We start from the raw sequence: 22,769 nt of genomic DNA on the forward strand, positions 1-22,769 counted from the left end.
CGCCTGGGCGCCCTGAAGAGAGCTGTTATCAACTAGACGAACAAGAAGACGCGGCACAGTAAAAAATCCTCACCTCGCCGCGGATGCAATGGGGGCGAGGTGAGGCGGATGGGTCAGATGTCCCAGATCACGTTGATCGCAAAGTTGCGACCGGGCTGGGTCAGGCGGTCGAGGTTGGCCGGGCCGGTCACACCGGCTTCGCCGACGCTGTCGTAGCTGCGCACGTCATCCCAGTTCCAGTACTTCTTGTCGGTGAGGTTGTAGAGGCCACCGTTGACGGTCACGTCTTTGCTCACCTTGTAATAAGCGGTCAGGTCGAGGATGCCGAAGCCCGGGGTCTTGAACGGGCCGTCGGTGCCGCCGTCGGGCGCGTGGAAGGTCGTGCTGTCGACGCGGTCCTGTTTTTTCACCAGGGTCCAGCTCACCAGGCCACCGTAGTTGTCCTGGTCGTAGCCCAGGCCAAACACGCCCTTGAGCGGGTTGACGCTGTTCAACGGCTCGCCATTGTCGTCGTTGCGACCGTAGGTGTAGGCAACCGAGCCCTGGGTATACAGGCCCTTCGGCGCGCCGAAGGTATCCAGGTTCAGGCGGCCCTTGGCTTCCACGCCCTTGACGGTGGCGCGCTTGATGTTGACCGCCTTGAATTGCTCCACGGTGCCGCCGACCACGGCGTTGTCTTCGTCGATAAAGTCACGGTACTTGTTGTAGTACACCGCAATATCGAAGGAGCCTTCGTCGAATTTGCCGCGAATCCCGGTTTCGATGCCTTTGCTGGTTTCTGGCTTGAGGTCGGGGTTGGGTTCGACGGTGTAGCCCAGGTTGAGGTTTTCGAAGCGACCGTACAGCGCTTTGGCAGACGGCGTACGGAAGCCCTCGGCGTATTGACCGAACCAGGTGTAGTTGTCGGTCAGGGCATAGGTGAGGCCGAACTTGGGTGTTACGCGGTTCCAGGTCTTGTCTTTGCCATCGACGGTATAGGCGCCGGTCGGGTTGACGGTGTTGAGGAATTCCTGGGTCAGCTTGGGCTTGAGCCGGGTGTAGTCATAACGCACGGCAGGCAGGAAAGTCCATTTGTCCCAGGTGATCTGGTCCTGGGCGAACAGCGAGTAGGTGTTGATGGTTGGGTCGGGGAAGTCGCTGGCCTTCTTCACGCTGTCGCTCGCTTGCGGGCTTGGCGCGCCGATGGCGGTGCAGCCGGCGCCAATGGCCAGGCACGAGGCCGAGCCTTCGCGTGAGCCGGTGACTTTCTGCTGCTTGAGGGTGGTGCCGTAGGTCACTTGGTGGTCGGTTTCGCCGAGGCTGAATGCCTTGTCCAGTTGCGCGTCGAAGACCCACTGTTTCTCTTCGTAAAGGGTGTCGCGGGTACGCAGGACGCGACGGCCGGCCTGGTAGATTTCGGCGGTGGTCTGGTCGGTCTTGGCGATCTGGTAGTTGAGGCTGGTCTTGATGCGGTCGGCAATCGGCGACTCCAGAGCGAAGGTGTTTTCCAGGCCGAAGCGCTCGCGGGTAATGGTGTCGTTGCCCCGACGGTCGCGGTACAGGTTCATGCCCCGGCCACCGATGAACGGGCCGCCCACTGCGTTTTTCAGATTGACGTCGCGGTCATCCTTGAACTTCTCGTAGGTCAGGCCCAGGCGGTTGTCATCGCCATAGTTCCAGCCCAGCTTGGCCAGCACGTTGGTGGTGCGCGCATCTTCCGGGTTGGCGCCGGTACGGGCCAGGCCGGTGGCGTTGTTGCCATCGTAGGATTCGGTTTCGTGGCCATTGCGCTGGCTCAGGTGCAGCAAACCGTCGAAGTCTTGCACACGCCCGGCGAAGGTGCCGGAGGTCAGCCAGCTCTCGTCGGCGGAGCTGTAGCCGGTCTTCAGGCGGGCACCGACGTCCTGGCCTGGCTTGATGATGTCATCCGGGTCGAGGGTGAAATAACTCACCGCGCCGCCGATGGCGCTGCTGCCGTACAGGGCCGAGGCCGGGCCGCGCAAGATCTCCACGCGCTTGACGATTTCCGGGTCGACGTAATTGCGGCGGGTCTTGGCGTAAGGGCCGTTGAAGAAATTGTCCGGCACTTCGACGCCATCCACCTGGGTGAGGACGCGGTCGCCGTCGATGCCACGAATGTTGTAGCCCGCGTTACCCGAGCGCGTACCGGCGCCGCCGACGGAGACGCCGGGTTCGTAGCGCACCAGTTCACGGATGTTGTTGACGTTCTGGCGGTCCAGTTCTGCGCGGTCGTGCACGCTGACGGTGCTCGGTACGCTGTTCACATCCTGTTCATTGCGGGTGGCGCTGATGGTCACCTGTTGCAGGGCGAGGGCGCTGCCGGCGCTACGTTTTTCCAGCACGATGTTGTTGGTGCCCAGTTTGCGATAGCTCAGGTTGGTCCCCACCAACAGCCGGTCCAGGGCTTTTTCCGCTGGCAGCGGGCCGCGCACGCCAGGGGACGATACGCCCTGGCCCAGTTCGGCCGGCAGGCCGACTTGCCAACCGGTCACTGCGGTAAAGGCGTTAAGTGCCGAAACCAGTGGCTGCTGTTCGATGCTGAACGTGTAATTGGCGTGGCTGCGAGCGGCAGGTTCCGCGGCGGTGGCGCTCATGACGGGCGCACCAGCCAGCAGGATCGCGGCGGTCAGCAAGGACAAAACGGGCGAAGCAGACCGGCGGTTGAAACGAGAGGACATCGAGAGCGCTCCGGGATACGAATCTTATAGTTGCGAACCGAACCAAATAGGAATCAGTTGCATTGGCTATAACGAGACGTATCGCCGGTTAACATTGAGTAAAAATAATTCTCATTTAGTTCAGGATCACCAGCGCCGGGTACTCCGACAGCTTGGCCGAGGTGATGTGGGCCAGGGAGCGCACCACGTCCAGGGGCTGGTCGAGGCGGTAGTTGCCGGTGACGGCGACGCTGGCCAACTGCTCGTTGTTGTTGACGATCCAGCCGGGGTAATAGCGGCGCAGCTCAGCCAGCACTTCGCTCAGCGGGCAGTTTTCGAATACCAGCCGGCCCTGGACCCAGGCCAGGTCCTTGCTGGGGTCGAGCTTGGCCGGTTGGCCGAAACCCTTGGGGCCGATGCGGATGCTTTCACCGGCGCTCAGGCGCACACGGGCATCGTCGAACGTGTTGCTCAAGTCAACATCGCCGCGCTGCACTTGAACCTGGGCTTCGCCATTGAGGTAGCGCACGGCAAAGGCGGTGTCACGCACGCTGGCGCGCACCGGGCCGGCGTCTATTTCCAGGGGCAGGCCACGGGTGGGCGCTATTTCAAAGAACGCTTCGCCCTGGTACAGGCGGGCAATGCGCTGGTGGTGGTTGATGGTGCTGGAAAATGCCGAGTTGGTGTTCAACAGTACCTTGGAGCCATCGTCCAGTTGCAGGCGCTGGCGCTCGCCGACCACCGTCAGATGGTCGGCCTGCAAACGCACCGGCAGGTTGCTGAAACTGAACAGGCCGACCAGTAACACGGCGGCGGTGGCCAGGGGTTTCCAGTGCGGTCTGATCCGGCGCCAGCCGCTGGGCTTGCGCGGTGCGGCGAGGGCCACGGCGGCGCTGTGTACCGGCGCGTCACCCCAGGCGGCCTGGGCCTTGCTGAAGGCGTGGACATGCGCCGGGTCCTGGGCCAGCCAGGCGTCGAACGCGGCCTGCTGCCCAGGTTGCGGGCACTGCAAGGCGATCAGCCAATCGAGGGCTTGGTCCATGGCCGCGTCTTGCAACACCTCATGAGCCAACGCATGGGGGCGCAGTTTATTCGGGTCCGTCACGGTGTTCCTCGGGTCTTCGCCACGTTCTATTCATTTTTCCTACAGCTTGGATCGACACCTCTGTCGGGTGAAGCTTAAGGCTGATCCAGCCGTTCGGCCACACCCACACAGATAGCCATGATCAATTTGAGTTCCTTTTGCACCGTGCTCAAGGACACACCCAACTGATCGGCAATCTCCTGGTAGCTGCAACCGTGCAGACGGCTGAGGATGAAAATCCGCTGCTGGCGGGCGCTCAACTGGCCGAGGCTGACACTCAGGTGCTCCAGTAGCTGCTCGGCCTGGGTAGCTTCCTCCGGCGTGCTGGCCGGCGCGGCGACGCTTTGCAGGACATCCAGCGGGACATCCTCCTGCAGGGTACGCGCCTGAATCCTGCGCGAACGCAAGTGATCCAGCGCCAGGTTGCGGGCTGTCTGGTAGACAAAGGGTTCAAGGTGGTCGATTGGCCGCTCGCTGAGGGCCCGAGTCACGCGCAGGTAGGTTTCCTGCAACAGGTCCTCGGCGGTGCTGTGGTTATGCACCATGCGTTGCAGAGTTCGTAGCAGGATCACCCGTTGGGTGAGGAAGACGTGGTTGAAGCGAGATTGGCTCACAGTGATACCAGACCGATTTGCAGTGAATGATAATGCTTATCATCAACTGAAATGGCAAGTGGCACTTTGAGATGCCTTGGAGATTGTGCCGCTCGTTCCCATGCTCTGCGTGGGAACACATCCTGTGACGCTCCGCGTCACAACTTTAAGAGCAGGACGCGGAGCGTCCAGGGTGGCATTCCCACGCAGAGCGTGGGAACGATCTGGTCGATCTTGTGGAGTTACTCGGCGTTGCACAACGCCAGGCAGTTATCCAGCATACGGTTGGAGAAGCCCCACTCGTTGTCATACCACGCCAATACTTTGAGCAATTTGCCACTGACCTTGGTGTGATTGGCATCGAAGATCGACGACAGCGGGTTATGGTTGAAGTCGCTGGAAACCAGCGGCAGGGTGTTGTAGCCGAGGATCTTCGAATGCTGGCTGGCGTGTTTGAGCAGGGCGTTGACTTCATCGGCCGTGGCTTCTTTCTTCAACTGCACGGTGAGGTCTACCAGCGACACGTTGATCACGGGCACACGCACCGCCATGCCGGTCAGCTTGCCTGCCAGTTCCGGCAGCACCAGGCCCACCGCTTCAGCGGCGCCGGTCTTGCTCGGGATCATGTTCTGGGTGGCCGAGCGCGCGCGGTACGGGTCGGTGTGGTACACGTCGGTAAGGTTCTGGTCGTTGGTGTAGGCGTGGATGGTGGTCATCAGGCCGCTTTCGATACCCAGCTCGCGGTGCAGCACCTGGGCCACCGGCGCCAGGCAGTTGGTGGTGCACGATGCGTTGGAAATGATCTGGTGGGATTGACGCAAGATGTCATGGTTTACGCCATAAACCACAGTGGCATCCGCGCCTTTGGCCGGGGCCGAAATGATCACCTTGCGCGCGCCGGCGCTAATATGGGCGGCAGCCTTGTCACGGTCGGTGAACAGACCGGTGCATTCGAACACCACGTCAATCTTGTGCGCAGCCCACGGCAGGTCGGCGGGGTTGCGAATGGCACTCACGGCAATCCGGTCACCATTGACGGTCAGGCTTTCCTGATCGTGGGCAACCTCTGCGTCGAAAGTGCCGTGTACGGTGTCGTACTTGAGCAGGTGAGCATTGATCGAGCTGTCGCCCAAATCGTTGATGGCGACGATCTGCAGATCCTGGCGATAGCCTTGGGTATACAGTGCGCGCAGGACATTACGGCCGATACGGCCAAAACCATTGATTGCGATACGAAGAGTCATTGGAAGGTGCCTGTCGTCGATTTGTTGTAAGAATTACAAGATTATTCGCATAAAAATAGAAAACAAGCCTTTTTAGTGGCAATATTTTGTTCAATCTACAACGAGTGACCTGAATCAACTGGTCCGATGATCCAAACGACCCCCTGCCATCCCATGAGCCGTGGGCGTTTGATCAGCATAGACACTCAGGTCGCCACATCCGTTAGCCTGGAGTTCTATACATGCATCCCCGCGTTCTTGAGGTCACCGAACGGCTTATCGCCCGCAGCCGCGCCACCCGCGAGGCTTACCTTGCGCTCATTCGCGGCGCAGCCAGCGACGGTCCGATGCGCGGCAAGCTGCAATGCGCCAACTTCGCCCACGGCGTGGCCGGTTGCGGCACCGAAGACAAAAACAGCCTGCGCATGATGAATGCCGCCAACGTGGCAATTGTTTCTTCTTATAACGACATGCTCTCGGCGCATCAGCCCTACGAGCATTTCCCCGAACAAATCAAAAAGGCTCTGCGCGAAGTCGGCTCGGTCGGTCAGTTCGCCGGCGGGACCCCCGCCATGTGCGACGGCGTGACCCAGGGCGAGCCAGGCATGGAGCTGAGCCTGCTCAGCCGTGAAGTCATTGCCATGTCCACGGCGGTAGCGCTGTCCCACAACATGTTCGACGCCGCGCTGATGCTGGGCATCTGCGACAAGATCGTCCCTGGCCTGATGATGGGCGCGCTGCGCTACGGCCACCTGCCGATGATCTTCGTGCCGGGCGGGCCGATGCCGTCGGGTATCTCCAACAAGCAGAAGGCCGATGTGCGCCAGCGCTATGCCGAAGGCAAGGCCAGCCGCGAAGAACTGCTGGAATCGGAGATGAAGTCCTACCACAGCCCTGGTACCTGCACCTTCTACGGCACCGCCAACACCAACCAGTTGCTGATGGAAGTCATGGGCCTGCACTTGCCCGGCGCTTCGTTCGTCAACCCGTACACGCCGCTGCGGGATGCGTTGACCCGTGAAGCTGCGCACCAGGTCACGCGTTTGACCAAGGCCAATGGCAACTTCACGCCGATTGGCGAGATTGTCGACGAGAAGTCCATCGTCAACTCCATCGTTGCGCTCAACGCCACTGGCGGCTCCACCAACCACACCCTGCACATGCCGGCCATTGCCATGTCGGCAGGCATCATCCTGACCTGGCAGGACATGGCCGACCTCTCCGAGGTGGTGCCGACCCTGTCCCACGTGTATCCAAATGGCAAGGCTGACATCAACCACTTCCAGGCGGCGGGCGGTATGTCGTTCCTGATCCGCGAACTGCTGGAAGCCGGCCTGCTCCACGAAGACGTCAATACCGTGGCCGGCAAGGGCCTGAGCCGCTATATCCAGGAACCTTTCCTGGTGGATGGCGAACTGGTCTGGCGCGACGGCCCGATCGAAAGCCTCGACGAAACCATCCTGCGCCCGGTGGCCCGTGCGTTCTCGCCGGAAGGCGGCTTGCGCGTGATGGAAGGCAACCTTGGCCGTGGCGTGATGAAGGTTTCGGCGGTAGCGCCGGAGCATCAGGTTGTCGAAGCGCCCGCGGTGGTGTTCCAGGACCAGCAGGACCTGGCCGATGCCTTCAAGGCTGGCCTGTTGGAAAAAGACTTTGTCGCGGTGATGCGCTTCCAGGGGCCGCGCTCCAACGGCATGCCGGAACTGCACAAGATGACCCCGTTCCTGGGCGTGTTGCAGGACCGTGGTTTCAAAGTGGCGCTGGTGACAGATGGGCGAATGTCCGGCGCGTCGGGTAAGATCCCTGCCGCGATCCACGTCAACCCCGAAGCCCAGAGCGGCGGGCCGCTGGCGCGGGTCCAGGATGGCGATATCATCCGTGTGGATGGCGTTACCGGCACCCTGGAGCTTAAGGTGGACGCCGAAGTATTTGCAGCGCGCACGCCTGCCACGGGCCTGTTGGGCAATAACGTGGGGGCCGGTCGCGAGTTGTTTGCATTCATGCGCTTGGCCGCAAGCTCCGCAGAGCAGGGCGCCAGCGCCTTTACCTCTGCCTTGGAGACGCTTAAGTGAAGCTTGCGCTGGTCGGTGACATCGGGGGGACTAACGCCCGTTTTGCGTTATGGCGGGATCAGGAACTGCATTCGATCCGCGTGCATGCCACGGCGGATCACGGCAGCCCTGAAGAGGCGATCAAGGTCTATCTCAAAGAAGAAGGCCTGCAAATCGGGGACATCGGTGCGGTGTGCCTGTCGGTGGCCGGGCCGGTGAGCGGCGATGAATTCAAGTTCACCAACAACCACTGGCGCCTGAGCAAAACCGCGTTTTGCCAGGCCCTGCAGGTGGATGAACTGTTGCTGGTCAACGACTTCTCGGCCATGGCCCTGGGCATGACCCGGCTCAAGCCCGACGAGTTCCGCGTGGTCTGCGAAGGCACGCCGGAGCCCTTGCGTCCGGCCGTGGTGATCGGCCCGGGTACGGGTCTCGGCGTCGGCACCTTGCTGGACCTCGGCGCAGGCCGTTGGGCAGCATTGCCGGGGGAGGGTGGGCATGTCGACCTGCCCCTGAGCAGCCCACGGGAAACCCAGCTGTGGCAACACATCTACAGCGAGATCGGGCATGTCAGCGCCGAAACGGCGTTAAGCGGTGGTGGCCTGCCACGGCTGTACCGGGCGATTTGTGCGGTGGATGGGCATGAGCCGGTGCTCGACACCCCCGAAGCCATCACGGCGGCGGGCCTGGCCGGCGATCCGGTGGCCATGGAAGTATTGGACCAGTTCAGCATCTGGCTGGGCCGAGTGGCGGGCAATAACGTCTTGACCACCGGTGGACGCGGTGGCGTGTACATCGTGGGTGGGGTGATACCGAGGTTTGCCGACTTCTTTATCAACAGTGGCTTTGCCCAGAGTTTTCGCGACAAAGGCTGCATGAGCGACTACTTCAAAGGTATTCCGGTGTGGCTGGTGACAGCGCCGTATTCCGGGTTGACTGGGGCTGGTGTGGCGCTTGAGCAAGCTTTTGCATAGGTCATAATGGCGCCATCGCAGGCAAGCCAGCTCCCACAGTCTGGAATGCATTCCAAGTGTGGGAGCTGGCTTGCCTGCGATGACGGCCTAAAGGGCAACCGATGATTTAAGCCAGGCCATAACAACAAGGAGGCCCCGTGAGCGTAATCAGTAAATCCATTCTCCTCGTCGACGACGACCAGGAAATCCGCGAATTGCTGCAAACCTACCTCAGTCGTGCCGGCTTCCAGGTCCGTGGCGTGTCCGACGGCGCGGGGTTCCGCCAGGCGATGAACGAGGCGCCGTGCGACCTGGTCATCCTCGATGTCATGTTGCCAGACGAAGACGGCTTCAGCCTGTGCCGCTGGATCCGCCAGCACCCGCGCCAGGCGCAGGTGCCGATCATCATGCTCACCGCCAGTTCCGACGAAGCCGACCGCGTGATCGGCCTGGAGCTAGGCGCCGATGACTATATCGGCAAACCATTCAGCCCCCGCGAGTTGCAGGCGCGCATCAAGGCACTGCTGCGCCGCTGCCAATTCGGCCAGGAGCGCAGCAGCGGCGGTGATGTGTGGGTGTTCGATGAATGGCGCCTGGATATGATCAGCCACCGCTTGTTTCATGTGGATGGTGAAGAGGTGATCCTCTCCGGTGCCGACTTCGCCTTGCTCAAGTTGTTTCTCGACCACCCGCAACAGATCCTCGACCGCGACACCATCGGCAACGCCACCCGTGGCCGCGACCTGATGCCCTTGGACCGTATCGTCGACATGGCCGTCAGCCGCTTGCGCCAGCGCCTGCGCGACACCGAGAAACCTCCGCGGCTGATCCGCACCGTGCGTGGCAGCGGCTATCAACTGGCAGCCAGCGTGGTTGCCGGCAATGCCCACTGAACCGCTGAACGAACGTCGCCGCCGCTTCCCGGTACCCCGCTCGCTGCTGGGGCGCATGTTACTGCTGACCTTGCTGGCGGTGCTGTTTGCCCAAGCGCTGTCCAGCGTGATCTGGGTGTCGCAACTGCGCGCCACCCAGCTTGAGGGCTTGGTGACCAGCGCCCGTAGCCTGGCGCATTCAATGACCGCCAGCGTGAGTTACTTCCGGTCGCTGCCGGTGGCCTATCGCCCGTTAGTGCTGGACCAATTGCGCAGCATGGGCGGCACGCGTTTTGTGGTGACCCTCAATGATCGCCCGCTGGACATGCAAATACTGCCCGAAACCCCGCGCAAGCAAGCGGTGCTGGTGGCGGTGGACGAAGTGCTGCGCCAGACCCTGGGTGCCGACGTGCATATCTCGGTGGAGTTTGTCAGCGCCGAAGACCTGCGCATCTTCAATGCCGGCCTGAAGCTCGACGAACTGCCGCGCTCCTGGGCCCATTACGCGCTGACCCTGGAACCGGTGAACCCGCCGGTGCTGGTCACCCAGATCCAACTGGCACCCGGTGAATGGCTGTACATCGCCTCGTTATTGCCCGAGCCCTACACCAGCCTGGAAGAGCAAGGCCTGCCGTCCCAGCAGGTGTGGTTCATCGTGCTCACCAGCGGTTTTCTGCTTCTGTTCATCGGCCTGCTGGTGCACTGGCAAAGCCGACCGCTCAAGCGCCTGGCGCGAGCGGCGCGGGACATGTCCCTGGGCGCCGATGTGGAACCGGTGGCTGAAGGCGGCGGCAGTGAAGTGGTGGAAGTGGGCCGTGCATTCAATGCCATGCGTGAACGCATCAGCCGTTACCTGACCGAGCGCAGCCAGTTGTTCAGCGCGATTTCCCATGACCTGCGCACGCCCATCACCCGCCTGCGCCTGCGTGTGGAATTGCTGGAAGACGAGAACCTGCAAAACAAATTCGGCCGTGACCTGGATGAACTGGAATTGCTGGTCAAGGGGGCGCTGCAATGCGTGAAAGACACCGACATCCACGAAAACATCCAGCCGGTGGATCTCAACCACGTCCTCGAATGCCTGGTGGAGCCGTACCTGGCACCCCATGGCAATGGCCGAGTGACCCTTGATGGCGCGGCCCTGTCAGCCTACCCAGGCAAGCCGCTGGCGCTCAAGCGTTGCATCGGCAACCTGATCGACAACGCGCTCAAGTACGGGCAGAACGCGCATTTGCATATCGAGGACGATGGCGTGCAGTTCATCCTGCATGTGGATGACGAGGGGCCCGGCGTGCCGCAGCAGCGACTGGAGCAGGTGTTTGAACCGCACTTCCGCCTGGCCGGCCAGCAGCAGGGTTACGGATTGGGGTTGGGGATTGCGCGCAATATTGCCCACAGCCATGGGGGCGAAGTGAGTTTGCAGAACCTGCGTGAAGGCGGCCTGCGCGTTACCCTGCAACTACCAAGAACCTTGGACTAACAAACACCTGAGATCAAATGTGGGAGCTGGCTTGCCTGCGATAGCGGTGGTTCAGTGGACTCATTAGTGACTGACACACCGCCATCGCAGGCAAGCCAGCTCCCACATGTTGCTCTGCGTACATCAGATGCTCTGGCGCAACCGGGCCAGGTCGCGCAGCGGCGGCGCACCAAACAACCGGCTGTACTCCCGGCTGAACTGGGACGGGCTTTCATACCCCACCCGATAGCCCGCCGCCGAGGCCTCCAGCCCTTCGGCAATCATCAGCCGCCGGGCTTCCTGCAAGCGCAGTTGCTTCTGGTATTGCAGCGGGCTCATGGCCGTGATCGCTTTGAAGCGATGGTGCAGGGTCGAGACGCTCAGGTTCACTTCTTTGGCCAGGTCGTCAATACGCAGCGGCTGTTCGTAGTTACCGTTCAACCAGGTGATCGCCTGGCTCACCCGATGGCTCTGGCTGTTAGCCACAGCGATTTCATACAGGCGATAACCCTGCGGGCCACGCAGCAAGCGGTAGAGAATTTCACGGTTGATCAAGGGCGCGAGCATCGCGATGTCTTTAGGGGTGTCCAGCAAGCGGGTCAGGCGCAGCACCGCGTCGAGCAGTGCGTGATCGATGCGGTCGACGTACATGCCTCGCGAGGTCGGGCGCGAGGGCACGCCCATCGGCCCGGCCTCTGCGATCAGCGCTGTGAGCTGCGCCGGGTCGATATTGATACGCACCGAGAGGTTCGGGTCCTCGGCGGTGGCGTCGATGATGCGGCCGGCTACCGGCATCGCCACCGAGAACACCAAGTAGTTGAGCGGGTCGTAGGCAAAGATCTCGTCGGCCAGGCGCACTTCCTTACTGCCACTGGCGAGGATGCACAGCGCGGGTTCCACCAGCACCGGCATGAAATCCCGCGGCGCGTTGTGGCGGTTCAGGTACAGCGAGGTGATCGCCGTGCCGTAGGAGCCGTCCTCCCAGGTATGGCGGTGCACGATACTGGCCAGCTCGGCGCGTTGTTTCTCCATCTCGGCATCGAGGGGAATGAACTTGGATTCGGGCGACGGCATGGGGCGTCCTCTACACGCTGCTTTGATGGGCTCAGCTTAGCGGCGGCTTTTCAAAAAGTGTTACGTCGATTCTGCAGCATCCTTGCCTGATCCTGCGAGATAGCGTGAATCAGGCAAGTGCGCAGCCTGTCATCACCCTGAAACATGAGGCCTGGGCCTGGAATAAATCCTGGGGCAGAACGTCCTCCCTACGCTTCTCGCAGGATTGTGCAATAAGCCTGCAGGAATTGACTAACCGCGCCCACCCCCGCGCCGTTATCTTTGATCCTGTGGCAACACGCCCTCATTGTGCTTGCCGAGCATCACTTCTCAACGGGAGAGTCGAACATGTCCACCCCCATTCCCGCGAGCCATATGGCCTTTATCCGCGCCCGTAGCGGGTGCAGCACCGAACTCGGTGCACGCTTGAGCAGTTTGATCGAACCAGGTCGCCAGGCCCAGGGTTGCCTGCAATTCTCGTTGCAGCACTCCCAGGTCGATCCCGATGTCTGGCTGGTGTCCGGGTTCTGGAGCAGCGAGCAGGCCATGAGCGCCTACTTCAACTCTCCGGCCCTGATGATCTTCACCGAGCTTCTGAACGACATGGTCGTGCGCAGCATGGACTTCCAGACCTTCACCGACGCATCGGCGGCACAGGCCTACGGCGAGTACCTGCAACTGGCCGGTTAACGGTTAGAATGGCCGACTTTCCATTGGCCAGGACCTGCAACATGGCACGTAAACAATTTGCCCACCACGAAGCCGTTTCCGCCGTAGTACCGGGCGAAGGTGGCTACAGCGCCGCCGTCGCCGTCAAGGCACTGGATGGCATGGGCGCACCCAGGTTTCACAAGATCCTTGATGGGCAGACGTTCAAGACTGCGTCCGATGCCGATGATGCGGCGACGTTGCAACTCGAGCATCTGGTCGATGTGGATGCAGAAGGCCAACTGACCTGGGCGACTGCTGAACGCTGAGGCAGCACACCTAACCAATGTGGTAGCTGGCTTGCCTGCGATAGCGGTGTATCAGTCACTCCTGAGTTAACTGACCCACCGTCATCGCAGGCAAGCCAGCTCCCACAGTTTTGATTGCATTTTAGTCAGGGTTTGGTGGCGCCTGGTCTGTGCATTTTGAACAGGGCCTCAGGCCCCAGCTGGAAATAATCCGCCGGGCCACCCCCGCGCAAAATAGGCTCGGCGGCAGCGGTGTCGTAGATCCCATCCTTGAGCAACCATTTGGCGATGTGCACCGCAACCACCTCGCCCAGCACCAGCCAGCTTGGCACCAACTGTTGGTCGGCACGTTGCAGTTGGATGATCTGCGTCACCTTGCACTCGAACGACACCGGGCTCTCGCCCACCCGTGGTACGCCAACGATTTTCGAAGCCACCGGCGTCAGCCCGGAGAGTTCGAATTCATTTACCTCGGGCGATACGGCCGCGCAGCTTTGGTTCATCTGCTCGGCCAGCGGGCGGGTGGCCAGGTTCCAGACGAATTCTCCAGTCTGTTCGATATTGTTCAGGCTGTCTTTACGCCCGACACTGGAAAACCCAATGATCGGCGGAATGTAGTTGAACGCATTGAAGAAGCTGTAGGGCGCCAGGTTCAGGCGGCCTTCGCGATCGTGCGAGGAGATCCAGCCAATCGGGCGTGGGCCGACGATCGCATTGAACGGGTCATGGGGCAGGCCGTGGCCGTTGGCGGGTTCGTAATAGTGGATGTCGTCAGGCATGGCCGGGGTTCCTGCTACGCGGTTTGGGAGGCGGTCATAGTGCAATTCATGGCGGTGAATTTCCATCGTGCCCATGGATTTTTCATACATCTGCCACCTATTTTTCACAGTTTCCCCTTCAGTCTGCGCCCAAGGTCAATACCCCCTATAAGACTGAGCCTTGGAGCTATCCACTGCATGAACAAACTTCCTCAGATCACCCTGGCGTTCTGGGTCATGAAAATCTGCGCAACTACCTTGGGCGAAACTGCCGGGGACTTGCTGTCGATGACCTTGAATGTTGGCTACGCCATCAGCTCCATGATCCTCATCAGCGTGTTCCTGGTGACCCTGGTGACGCAACTCTGGTCGAAAACCTACAACCCGGTGCTGTACTGGATCGTGATTTTGTCTACCAGCACGGCGGGTACCACAATGTCCGACTTCATGGACCGCACGCTGGGGCTGGGCTACGCCACCGGGTCGATGATCCTGATCGTGATCCTGATGATCATCTTTGCATTGTGGCACCTCAGTGGTGACTCGCTGAACGTGAACAAGGTGCAGACCTTCCGAGGGGAGTTGTTTTACTGGATGGCGATCCTGTTCTCCAACACCTTGGGCACCGCATTGGGCGATTTCCTCGCGGACGATTCGGGGCTGGGCTTCGCCGGTGGCGCATTGTTGATCGGCTCAACCATCGCCGCGGTGGTGGTACTCAAGTACTTCACCCGCATCTCGTCGGTATTGTTGTTCTGGGTGGCGTTTGTACTGACACGGCCGTTTGGCGCGACCTTGGGGGATTTCCTGACCAAACCCCATGAAAAAGGCGGCTTGGATTTCGGCACCATCGGTTCATCCGCGGTATTGGCTGCGGTGCTGGTGGTGATGATTGCTGGCGCGTCGTATGCGCAGCGGCGCTATGGGCGCAATGAGGCCGCAGAGTTGTCCTAAGGCTAAATAAATGAGGGAGCGGGCTTGCTGTGGCGAGGTAGCTTGCTCCCGTTCGACAGCGTAGCTGGAGCCAGCTTTTTGGGGGCGCTTCGCACCCCAGCGCAAGCAAGCTTGCTCGCCACAGCAAGCCCGCTCCCACATTTTTTAGTCGGTGGTGATGCGTGAGTGTTTACGCGTGTCTTTCATGGTCACGTACACCATCAACGACACGGCGATACACGCGGTCACGTACCAGTAGTAGCCAGTTTCCATACCGATGCTCTTGAACCACAGCGCGATGTATTCAGCGGTACCGCCGAAGATCGACACGGTCAGGGCATACGGCAGGCCCACGCCCAGTGCGCGGATTTCGGTCGGGAACAGCTCGGCCTTCACCACGGCGTTGATAGAGGTGTAGCCGCTGACGATGATCAGCGCCGCCATGATCAGGAAGAACGCGCCCCACCAGCTCTGGATGGTGTGCAGGGTAGTAAGGATCGGCACGGTGAACAGGGTGCCAAGCACGCCGAAGGCGATCAGGATCGGGCGGCGGCCGATTTTATCCGACAACCCGCCGATGATCGGTTGCAGGCACATGAACAGGAACAGCGTCGCCGCCGAGATGGTGGTGGAGTCGGAGATGCTCATGCCGACCGTGTTCACCAGGTATTTCTGCATGTAGGTGGTGTAGGTGTAGAACGCCAGGGTGCCGCCCATGGTCAGGCCGACCACGGTCATCAGCTCCTTGGGATGGCGCATCAAGGTGCGCATTGCGCTTTCCTTGGCTTTTTCTTTCTTGGTGAACGACTCGGTTTCTTCCATGCCGCGACGCAGGTACAGCGCGACCACTGCACACAATGCACCGATGGCGAACGGGATACGCCAGCCCCAGGCATACAACTGCTCGGTGGTGAGCACCTGTTGCAGAACGATCAGCACCGCCAGCGCGATGAGCTGGCCGGAGATCAGGGTCACGTATTGGAAGCTGGAGTAGAAACCGCGGCGTTCCTTGGTGGCCATCTCACTCAGGTAAGTGGCAGAGGTACCGTATTCGCCGCCGACCGACAGGCCCTGCAGCAGGCGGGCAAATACCAGCAGGATCGGCGCACCGATACCAATGATTTCATAGCCGGGGCTCAGGGCAATCAGCAGCGAGCCGAAGCACATCAGGTACACCGAGGCCATCAAGGCTTTTTTACGCCCCACTTTGTCGGCGTACAGGCCCATCAGCCAGCCACCGATCGGGCGCATCAGGAAGCCCACGGCGAAGATCGCGGCGGTGTTGAGCAGTTGGGCAGTGGTGTCGCCTTTGGGGAAGAAGGCTTTGGCGAAGTACAGCGAGAAGGCGGCGTAGACGTACCAGTCGTACCATTCGACCATGTTGCCGACCGATCCGCTGAAGATCGACTTGATGCGGCTGGAGGTGGTGCGCTCCTGCGCTTTGACGGCCGTCGATCCCAGAGGCACGGTGTTGGAGTTATCCATTGAAGGATCCTTCATCTAGTTGTTTTTATGGAGCGGCGCGTGCGCAGCCTGTTGGGGCTATAGCAGGAGCTGTGCCAGGTAGAGGAAGGCCCGGAATAGAAGGGTTGCGGGATTTTATTGAGCGGAAATTCGCTGATGGTTTTGGGGTGGTGAGCGGAAATCCGCTTATGGCTGCAGTAGTCGTTCCCGCGCTCTGCGTGGAAACGCCTGTTGTGACGCTCCGCGTCGCGCCTTTAAAAAGCGACGCAGAGCGGCCTAGGCTGCGTTCCCACTCGGAGCGTGGGAACGATCAGTGTGGGAGCGGGCTTGCCCGCGATGGCGATCCATAGGTCGCTACACAAACATTTCCCTTACCAACCTATGCCGCTGCATCTTCTCATTGAAGGTGCGACGCGGCAGTTGCAACTCGGCCAGCACCGCCTTGATATCGCCCTTGTGACGCGTCAACGCGGCCTTCAGGCAGTGTGCCTCGAACGCCTCCTGCTGCGCCGCCAACGACTGCCCGGCTTCGATCCCTTGCGGTTCCGGCTCGTCCAGCCCCAACACCTGGCGCTCGGCGACGTTGGCCAGTTCGCGCACATTGCCCGGCCAGTCATGGCTGAGCAGGCGCCCCAACTGTGGGCCACTCAAAGGCTCGACCTGGCGGCCCAGACGCTCGGCGGCGCTTTGCGCAAAATGCTCGTACAACAGCGGAATATCTTCGCGACGTTCACGCAATGGCGCCAGGCGCAGTTGCGCGACGTTGAGCCGATAGGCCAGGTCTTCGCGAAAGCGCCCGGCACGGGCTTCTTCCAGCAGGTCGGGCTTGGTGGCAGCGATGATGCGCAGGTCCACTTGGATACTCTGGTTGGAGCCCAGCCGCTCCAGCTTCTGCTCTTGCAATACGCGCAGCAATTTCACTTGCTGGGCCAGGGGCATGCTTTCGATTTCATCCAGGAACAAGGTGCCGCCGTGGGCATATTCCAGTTTGCCGATGCGTTTGCCGTGGGCGCCGGTGAAGGCGCCGCTTTCATGTCCGAACAGTTCGGCTTCGAACAACTGCTCGGGGATTGCCGCGCAATTGAGGGCCACAAACGGCTTCTTGGCGCGTGGGCCGAAGTCGTGCAGGCAGCGGGCGACCAACTCCTTGCCGCTGCCGGTCTCACCGCGAATCAGCACATTGACCGGCAAACTCGCCAGGTCCAGCACTTGGCGGCGCAAGCTTTGAAGGCCCTTGGACACACCCAGCAGGCTGGACTCCAACTGCGCGCGATGATCGGCCTGTTGATGCAGGCGGCGGTTTTCCAGGATCAGGCCACGCTTGTCCAACGCCCGGCGCAGGCTGTTGAGCAAGGCGTCGGGGCTGAAGGGTTTTTCCAGGAAGTCGTAGGCGCCGTCGCGCATGGCTTCGACGGCCATTGGCACGTCGCCATGGCCGGTGAGCAAAATCACCGGCAAATCGGCATCGCGGCGCTGCACCTCGGCCAACAGTTCAAGGCCGCTGAGCCCCGGCATGCGCACGTCGCTCAGAATCACCCCGGCAAAGTCCTTGGGCAGTTGCGCCAGGCACTCTTCGGCGCGGCTGAACAACTGCACGTCAAACCCCGACAGGCTCAGCCATTGCTCGACGGCCGTGCGAATACTGGCTTCGTCATCGACCACAATCACCGCGTTCAACATAGGTCTGGCGTCTCCAGGGCGATAGGCAGGGTCAAGGTGAAAATCGCGCCATCGCCACGGTTGGCGGCACTCAGGCGTCCGCCCAGTTCATGCACGATAGCGTAGGACACCGCGAGCCCCAAGCCGAGCCCGTCGCCCACCGGTTTAGTGGTGAAAAACGGGTCGAATACGCTGCTCAAATGTTCCTCGGCAATCCCGCCGCCACTGTCGCAGACGCTCAACTGCCATAGTTGCTGATCGGCGTGCAGGCGGATTTCCAGGCGCTTGCGCGGTTTATCGGCCATGGCGTCGAGGGCGTTGCGCAGCAGGTTGATCAGCACTTGTTCCAGGCGGATCGCGTCGCCACGTACCCAGGCCGGGCGAGTGAGGTCCAGCACCACGCCGATGGCTTCGTCACGCAGGCGCGCGTCGAGCAGGTGCAAGGATTGGTCGACCACCGTCGCCAGGTCCAGCTTTTCGCGCAGGCCACTGGGGCTCTTGCGCGCGAACGTCTTGAGATGGCCGGTGAGCGCGGCCATGCGCGTGAGCATGTCATCCAATGGCGTGAGAGCCCTGTAGGCATCGTCCACGCGACCATGGTCGAGTAACAGCCGCAGCGTCGCCAGTTGCATGCGCTGGGCGGTCAGCGGCTGGTTGATTTCATGGGCGAGGGCGGCCGACATCTGCCCCAATGCCGCCAGCTTGGCCGACTGCACCAGGCCATCCTGGGCGGTGCGCAGCGCCTGGGTGCGTTCTTCGACCAATTGCTCCAGTTCTTCACGGCTGCGCTGGCGCAAGCGGGCCAGGCGCCAACGCTGGCTGAGGAACAGCCCCAGGAACACCAATGCCAGCCACGAACCCGCAGCGGCAAGGCCCGCGTTACGTTGGTCTTCAAAGGCAAACTGGGGTTTGCGCAACAGGTGCAGGGTCCAGCCTTCGCGCTTGAGCGGCAGCGACTCCCAGATGTAATTGGCGTTGCCGTCGGGGCCGTTGACGCGGATCAAGTGGCTGTTTTCGTCAAAGCGTTGCAGGGGCTGGGTGTCCAGCGGCTGCAGTTGCTTCTTGTCGTATTGGCGGGTGGCCTTGAGTTCAGCCAGGTCATTTTCGGACAACGGCCGCAGGTTGCGATAACGCCAGCCCGGCTGGTTGGCGATAAACACGATGCCCCGCGCATCGCTGACCAACAGCAGGTCATTGCCCTGGGCCCATTCGCGCTCCAGTTCCGGGAACTCCAGCTTGACCACCATGGCACCGAGGAACTGCTCGTGCTCATCCACGACCGCGCTGGAAAGAAAATAACCCGGAATACCCGTGGTCACGCCCACTGCATAAAAGCGCCCGGTGCCCTGGCTCAAGGTCTGGCTGAAATACGGCCTGAACGCGTAATTGTGGCCGACATAACTGCTGGGCAGGTTCCAGTTGCTGGCGGCCACGGCCAGGCCGGTGCGGTCCATCAGTTCCAGGGTCGAAGACTGCGCAGCGCCGTTGATGCGCTCCAGCTTGCGGTTGAGCCGGTCTTGCGTGGCGGCGTCCAGCGGGCCCTTCAAGGCGCTGATCATCTCCGAATCCAGCGCCAGTACGGCGGGCAGGGCACGGTAGCGTTCGATCAGGGTGTGCAGCGAGTTGGCATACAGCGCGAGCTGCTGATTGGCACGGGCGGCGTCGTCCACCAGGGCCTGGCGTTCGGCATGGCGCGTGGCCAAGGCGGCAGCCAGCACCGCACCGGCGATGATCAACAGAGAATAGAAGGTCAGGCGCAGGGGGCGAGGGATCACGATCATACGATGATGAACAGGCACGGTAAGGGGCGAGCACCATAGCATGGGCAGCTCATATCTTGTGACCAAGGAGCTTGTGGGGGAGCTGGCTTGCCTGCGATGACGGCTTGCCAGCCGACGGCTATCTACCTGACACCCCACGATCGCAATGTGGGAGCGGGCTTGCTCGCGAAGGGGGCCTGACAGGCGACACAGTTGGATTGTGTGCATATCCATTGCTGCGGTAACGGCCACTTAGGGTTCCGCCCTGACGGCGGGTCACTTTGGAAAAGCCCCAAAGTAACCAAAGGGCTCTTGCCCCACCACTCGGCACCTCGCCTAGGCTCGGTGTGCCCGAACGCAGGCTTGAATCCGTGGGCCGCCGCCACGCGCCATCCATGGCGCGGGGCGGCTAACCCGGCGTCCTGCCGGGTTACCCACGAATTCAAGCCTGCGTTCGGCCAGCGTGGTTTAACGGGGCGCCTGGGATCAAGATCAAAAGCAGGGCAAGAGCAAGAGCAAGAGCAGTTCCCTTGCTTCAGGCATAAAAAAGGCGACTGGGCCATGGGGCCGCAGTCGCCTTTATTCTTTTGGATGAGGTGCTTACTGCACTTCTACCGCCAGGCTGTCACTGATCTTTTTCTGCCAGATGGCAGGACCGGTGATGTGGACGGACTCACCTTTGCTGTCCACTGCAACGGTGACCGGCATGTCTTTCACGTCGAACTCGTAGATGGCTTCCATACCCAGTTCGGCGAAGGCAACCACGCGCGACTTCTTGATGGCCTGGGCCACCAGGTAAGCGGCGCCGCCCACGGCCATCAGGTACACGGCCTTGTGGTCCTTGATCGCTTCGATGGCGGTCGGGCCGCGCTCGGACTTGCCGATCATGCCCAACAGGCCGGTTTGCTCGAGGATCTGACGGGTGAACTTGTCCATCCGCGTCGCGGTGGTCGGGCCCGCCGGGCCAACCACTTCTTCGCGCACCGGATCAACCGGGCCGACGTAGTAGATAAAGCGGCCCTTGAGGTCCACCGGCAAGGTTTCGCCCTTGTTCAGCATCTCGACCATGCGCTTGTGCGCCGCGTCGCGACCGGTAAGCATCTTGCCGTTGAGCAGTACGGTTTCGCCCGGCTTCCAGCTCTGCACTTCTTCCGGAGTCAGGGTGTCGAGGTTGACGCGACGGGCCGATGGGCCGGCTTCCCAGACGATTTCCGGGTAGGCGTCCAACGATGGCGCTTCCAGCGACGCCGGGCCCGAGCCGTCCAGCACGAAGTGCGCGTGACGGGTGGCGGCGCAGTTGGGGATCATGCACACCGGCAGTGAGGCTGCGTGCGTCGGGTAGTCCATGATTTTCACGTCGAGCACGGTGGTCAGGCCACCCAGGCCCTGGGCGCCGATGCCCAGTTGGTTGACCTTCTCGAACAGCTCCAGGCGCATTTCTTCGATACGGTTCTGCGGGCCGCGCTTTTTCAGCTCGTGGATGTCGATGGACTCCATCAACACTTCCTTGGCCATTACCGCGGCTTTCTCGGCGGTACCGCCGATGCCGATGCCGAGCATGCCCGGTGGGCACCAGCCGGCGCCCATGGTCGGAACAGTCTTGAGCACCCAGTCGACGATCGAGTCGGACGGGTTGAGCATGGCCATTTTCGACTTGTTCTCGGAGCCGCCACCCTTGGCCGCCACGTCCACTTCCACGGTGTTGCCCGGGACGATGGAGTAGTGGATGACCGCGGGGGTGTTGTCCTTGGTGTTCTTGCGGGCGCCTGCCGGGTCGGCGAGGATCGAGGCGCGCAGGACGTTTTCTGGCAGGTTGTAGGCGCGACGCACGCCTTCGTTGATCATGTCGTCCAGGCCCATGGTGGCGCCGTCCCAACGCACGTCCATACCCACGCGCACGAACACGGTGACGATACCGGTGTCCTGGCAGATTGGGCGATGGCCGGTGGCGCACATGCGCGAGTTGATCAGGATCTGGGCGATGGAGTCACGGGCTGCCGGCGATTCTTCGCGCAGGTAGGCTTCGTGCATGGCCTGGATGAAGTCAACGGGGTGGTAATAGGAAATGAATTGCAGGGCGTCGGCAACGCTCTGAATCAGGTCGTCTTGCTTGATCACGGTCATGAGTCGCGCTCCTCTATAAGGGAACATTCAATAAAGATGGCGCCAGTGTTGCATCGGTCGGCTGAAGCCATCTTTCCAAGGCACGCCAGAATGGTGCAGGCGCGACGCTAAAAAGGCGCGGCAGTATAACCCGGCACGGTGGCCGATACACCCGACTATGGTCAAACTGTCGCAGGCATGATTCCCTGTGCGCGCTCCTTATGATTGAGTCTTTATATGCCTGAACTGTACGTCGGCGAACGCCACTGGTCTGTATCCCTCGGCAGCAACCTGCTGGATGCCTTGAATCAGGCCGGCGTGGCCGTGCCCTTCAGTTGCAGGGCCGGCAGTTGCCATGCGTGCCTGGTGCGTTGCGAGGGTGAGGTTGACGACCAGCAGCCCGAAGCCTTGAGCCCGACGCAGCGCCAGCAAGGTTGGCGCCTGGCGTGCCAGTGCCGGGTCAGTGCGGACCTGAAGGTCGAAGCGTTTGACCCTCAGCGCGATGGCCTGCCCGCCCAGGTGGTGGGCGCCGATTGGCTGAGTTCGACGGTACTGCGCCTGCGCCTGCAACCGGAACGTGCCCTGCGGTACAACGCCGGGCAGCATCTGGTGCTGTGGGCGGGGCAGGTGGCGCGCCCCTATTCTCTGGCGGGCTTGCCCCAGGAAGAGCCGTACCTGGAGTTTCATATCGACTGCCGTCAACCCGGTGCATTCAGCGATGCGGCGCGACAGTTGAAGGTCGGTGATCCTTTGCGCCTGGGTGAACTGCGGGGTGGAGCACTGCACTATGACCCTGACTGGCAATCGCGGCCGTTGTGGCTGCTGGCTTCCGGTACTGGCCTGGGGCCCTTGTGGGGGGTGTTGCGCGAGGCGCTGCGCCAGGATCACCAGGGCGACATTCGCGTGATTCACCTGGCCCATGAGGCCGAAGGTCATTATCTGGCTGACCCCCTGGCAGCCCTTGCCGCCCGGCATGGGAACCTGACCGTGGAGCTATGGACCGCGGCGCAGTTGCAGCCGGCATTGGCGCAACTGCGGCTGGTTTCCCGGCATACCCTGGCCTTGCTTTGCGGGCACCCTGCCAGCGTCGAGGCCTTTTCCAAGCGCTTGTTCCTGGCGGGACTGCCGCGTAATCAATTGCTGGCGGATGTGTTTCTATCCCGCCCTTTCACTTTATGAAAAGCCTGCTGAAGT

At 61.5% G+C, this 22,769-nt stretch carries 18 protein-coding genes; 8 read left to right on the forward strand and 10 right to left on the reverse strand.

The genetic code is table 11. The annotated features are described in order from the left end of the window. Positions 1-113 precede the first annotated feature (113 nt). The 4 genes from FXO12_RS24755 to gap form a co-directional block, all read right to left on the reverse strand. On the reverse strand, positions 114-2,678 hold the full coding sequence (locus FXO12_RS24755) for a TonB-dependent receptor (protein ID WP_034128615.1): 2,565 nt from the start codon (positions 2,676-2,678) through the stop codon (positions 114-116). A gap of 115 nt (positions 2,679-2,793) precedes the next feature. Continuing rightward, positions 2,794-3,762 carry a FecR domain-containing protein gene (locus FXO12_RS24760; RefSeq protein WP_057975089.1) on the reverse strand — a complete coding sequence of 323 codons (969 nt, stop codon included), beginning with the start codon at positions 3,760-3,762 and terminating at the stop codon, positions 2,794-2,796. Positions 3,763-3,836: 74 nt separating this feature from the next. Further along, positions 3,837-4,355 carry an RNA polymerase sigma factor gene (locus tag FXO12_RS24765; protein WP_003193922.1) on the reverse strand — a complete coding sequence of 173 codons (519 nt, stop codon included), beginning with the start codon at positions 4,353-4,355 and terminating at the stop codon, positions 3,837-3,839. A gap of 221 nt (positions 4,356-4,576) precedes the next feature. After that, positions 4,577-5,578 carry a type I glyceraldehyde-3-phosphate dehydrogenase gene (gene gap / locus FXO12_RS24770; RefSeq protein ID WP_003193921.1) on the reverse strand — a complete coding sequence of 334 codons (1,002 nt, stop codon included), beginning with the start codon at positions 5,576-5,578 and terminating at the stop codon, positions 4,577-4,579. Positions 5,579-5,799: 221 nt separating this feature from the next. Here gap and edd point away from each other — a divergent pair, with 221 nt between their 5' ends. The 4 genes from edd (at position 5,800) to FXO12_RS24790 (ending at position 10,910) form a co-directional block, all read left to right on the forward strand. Continuing rightward, positions 5,800-7,626 (forward strand): phosphogluconate dehydratase, encoded by a 1,827-nt coding sequence (gene edd / locus FXO12_RS24775; protein ID WP_014719752.1) that lies wholly within the window; start codon positions 5,800-5,802, stop codon positions 7,624-7,626. Further along, complete coding sequence (locus tag FXO12_RS24780) at positions 7,623-8,579, forward strand: glucokinase (protein ID WP_034128613.1); 957 nt, start codon at positions 7,623-7,625, stop codon at positions 8,577-8,579. The genes edd and FXO12_RS24780 overlap by 4 nt, the downstream gene beginning before the upstream one ends. Positions 8,580-8,716: 137 nt before the next feature. After that, positions 8,717-9,451 carry a response regulator gene (locus tag FXO12_RS24785; RefSeq protein ID WP_003193918.1) on the forward strand — a complete coding sequence of 245 codons (735 nt, stop codon included), beginning with the start codon at positions 8,717-8,719 and terminating at the stop codon, positions 9,449-9,451. After that, positions 9,441-10,910: an ATP-binding protein gene (locus FXO12_RS24790; RefSeq protein WP_034128612.1), complete on the forward strand. Its 1,470-nt coding sequence runs from the start codon at positions 9,441-9,443 to the stop codon at positions 10,908-10,910. Before FXO12_RS24785 ends, FXO12_RS24790 begins: the two co-directional genes overlap by 11 nt. A 123-nt stretch (positions 10,911-11,033) precedes the next feature. Here the strand turns inward: FXO12_RS24790 and FXO12_RS24795 are convergent, their stop codons facing one another. Next, positions 11,034-11,963, reverse strand: coding sequence for an AraC family transcriptional regulator (locus FXO12_RS24795; protein ID WP_057975091.1), 930 nt, complete (start codon positions 11,961-11,963; stop codon positions 11,034-11,036). Between the two features lie 327 nt (positions 11,964-12,290). On the opposite strand from FXO12_RS24795, the gene FXO12_RS24800 reads away from it, so the two are divergent. Next, entirely contained in the window at positions 12,291-12,632 is a 342-nt protein-coding gene (locus FXO12_RS24800; RefSeq protein WP_003193915.1) for an antibiotic biosynthesis monooxygenase family protein, read from the forward strand. Between the two features lie 41 nt (positions 12,633-12,673). Then, entirely contained in the window at positions 12,674-12,919 is a 246-nt protein-coding gene (locus FXO12_RS24805; RefSeq protein ID WP_019817340.1) for a hypothetical protein, read from the forward strand. A gap of 125 nt (positions 12,920-13,044) precedes the next feature. On the opposite strand, the gene FXO12_RS24810 is transcribed toward FXO12_RS24805, so the two are convergent. After that, positions 13,045-13,677 (reverse strand): flavin reductase family protein, encoded by a 633-nt coding sequence (locus FXO12_RS24810; RefSeq protein ID WP_054897657.1) that lies wholly within the window; start codon positions 13,675-13,677, stop codon positions 13,045-13,047. A gap of 177 nt (positions 13,678-13,854) precedes the next feature. Between FXO12_RS24810 and FXO12_RS24815 the strand changes: the two genes are divergently transcribed. Further along, positions 13,855-14,610, forward strand: coding sequence for a hypothetical protein (locus FXO12_RS24815; protein WP_019817341.1), 756 nt, complete (start codon positions 13,855-13,857; stop codon positions 14,608-14,610). Positions 14,611-14,754: 144 nt separating this feature from the next. On the opposite strand, the gene FXO12_RS24820 is transcribed toward FXO12_RS24815, so the two are convergent. The 4 genes from FXO12_RS24820 to FXO12_RS24835 form a co-directional block, all read right to left on the reverse strand. Then, positions 14,755-16,074 carry an MFS transporter gene (locus tag FXO12_RS24820; protein WP_034128609.1) on the reverse strand — a complete coding sequence of 440 codons (1,320 nt, stop codon included), beginning with the start codon at positions 16,072-16,074 and terminating at the stop codon, positions 14,755-14,757. Between the two features lie 333 nt (positions 16,075-16,407). Beyond that, positions 16,408-17,733 (reverse strand): sigma-54 dependent transcriptional regulator, encoded by a 1,326-nt coding sequence (locus tag FXO12_RS24825; protein ID WP_057975092.1) that lies wholly within the window; start codon positions 17,731-17,733, stop codon positions 16,408-16,410. Continuing rightward, positions 17,727-19,493: an ATP-binding protein gene (locus FXO12_RS24830; RefSeq protein WP_057975093.1), complete on the reverse strand. Its 1,767-nt coding sequence runs from the start codon at positions 19,491-19,493 to the stop codon at positions 17,727-17,729. The genes FXO12_RS24825 and FXO12_RS24830 overlap by 7 nt, the downstream gene beginning before the upstream one ends. A 579-nt stretch (positions 19,494-20,072) precedes the next feature. Further along, positions 20,073-21,596 carry a fumarate hydratase gene (locus FXO12_RS24835; protein WP_034128606.1) on the reverse strand — a complete coding sequence of 508 codons (1,524 nt, stop codon included), beginning with the start codon at positions 21,594-21,596 and terminating at the stop codon, positions 20,073-20,075. Between the two features lie 216 nt (positions 21,597-21,812). Here FXO12_RS24835 and FXO12_RS24840 point away from each other — a divergent pair, with 216 nt between their 5' ends. Next, positions 21,813-22,754, forward strand: a complete 942-nt coding sequence (locus FXO12_RS24840) for an iron-sulfur-binding ferredoxin reductase (protein ID WP_057975094.1) — start codon at positions 21,813-21,815, stop codon at positions 22,752-22,754. Positions 22,755-22,769: the final 15 nt, after the last annotated feature.

The organism is Pseudomonas sp. J380 (genome assembly GCF_009827115.1).
GTDB lineage: Bacteria > Pseudomonadota > Gammaproteobacteria > Pseudomonadales > Pseudomonadaceae > Aquipseudomonas > Aquipseudomonas paracarnis.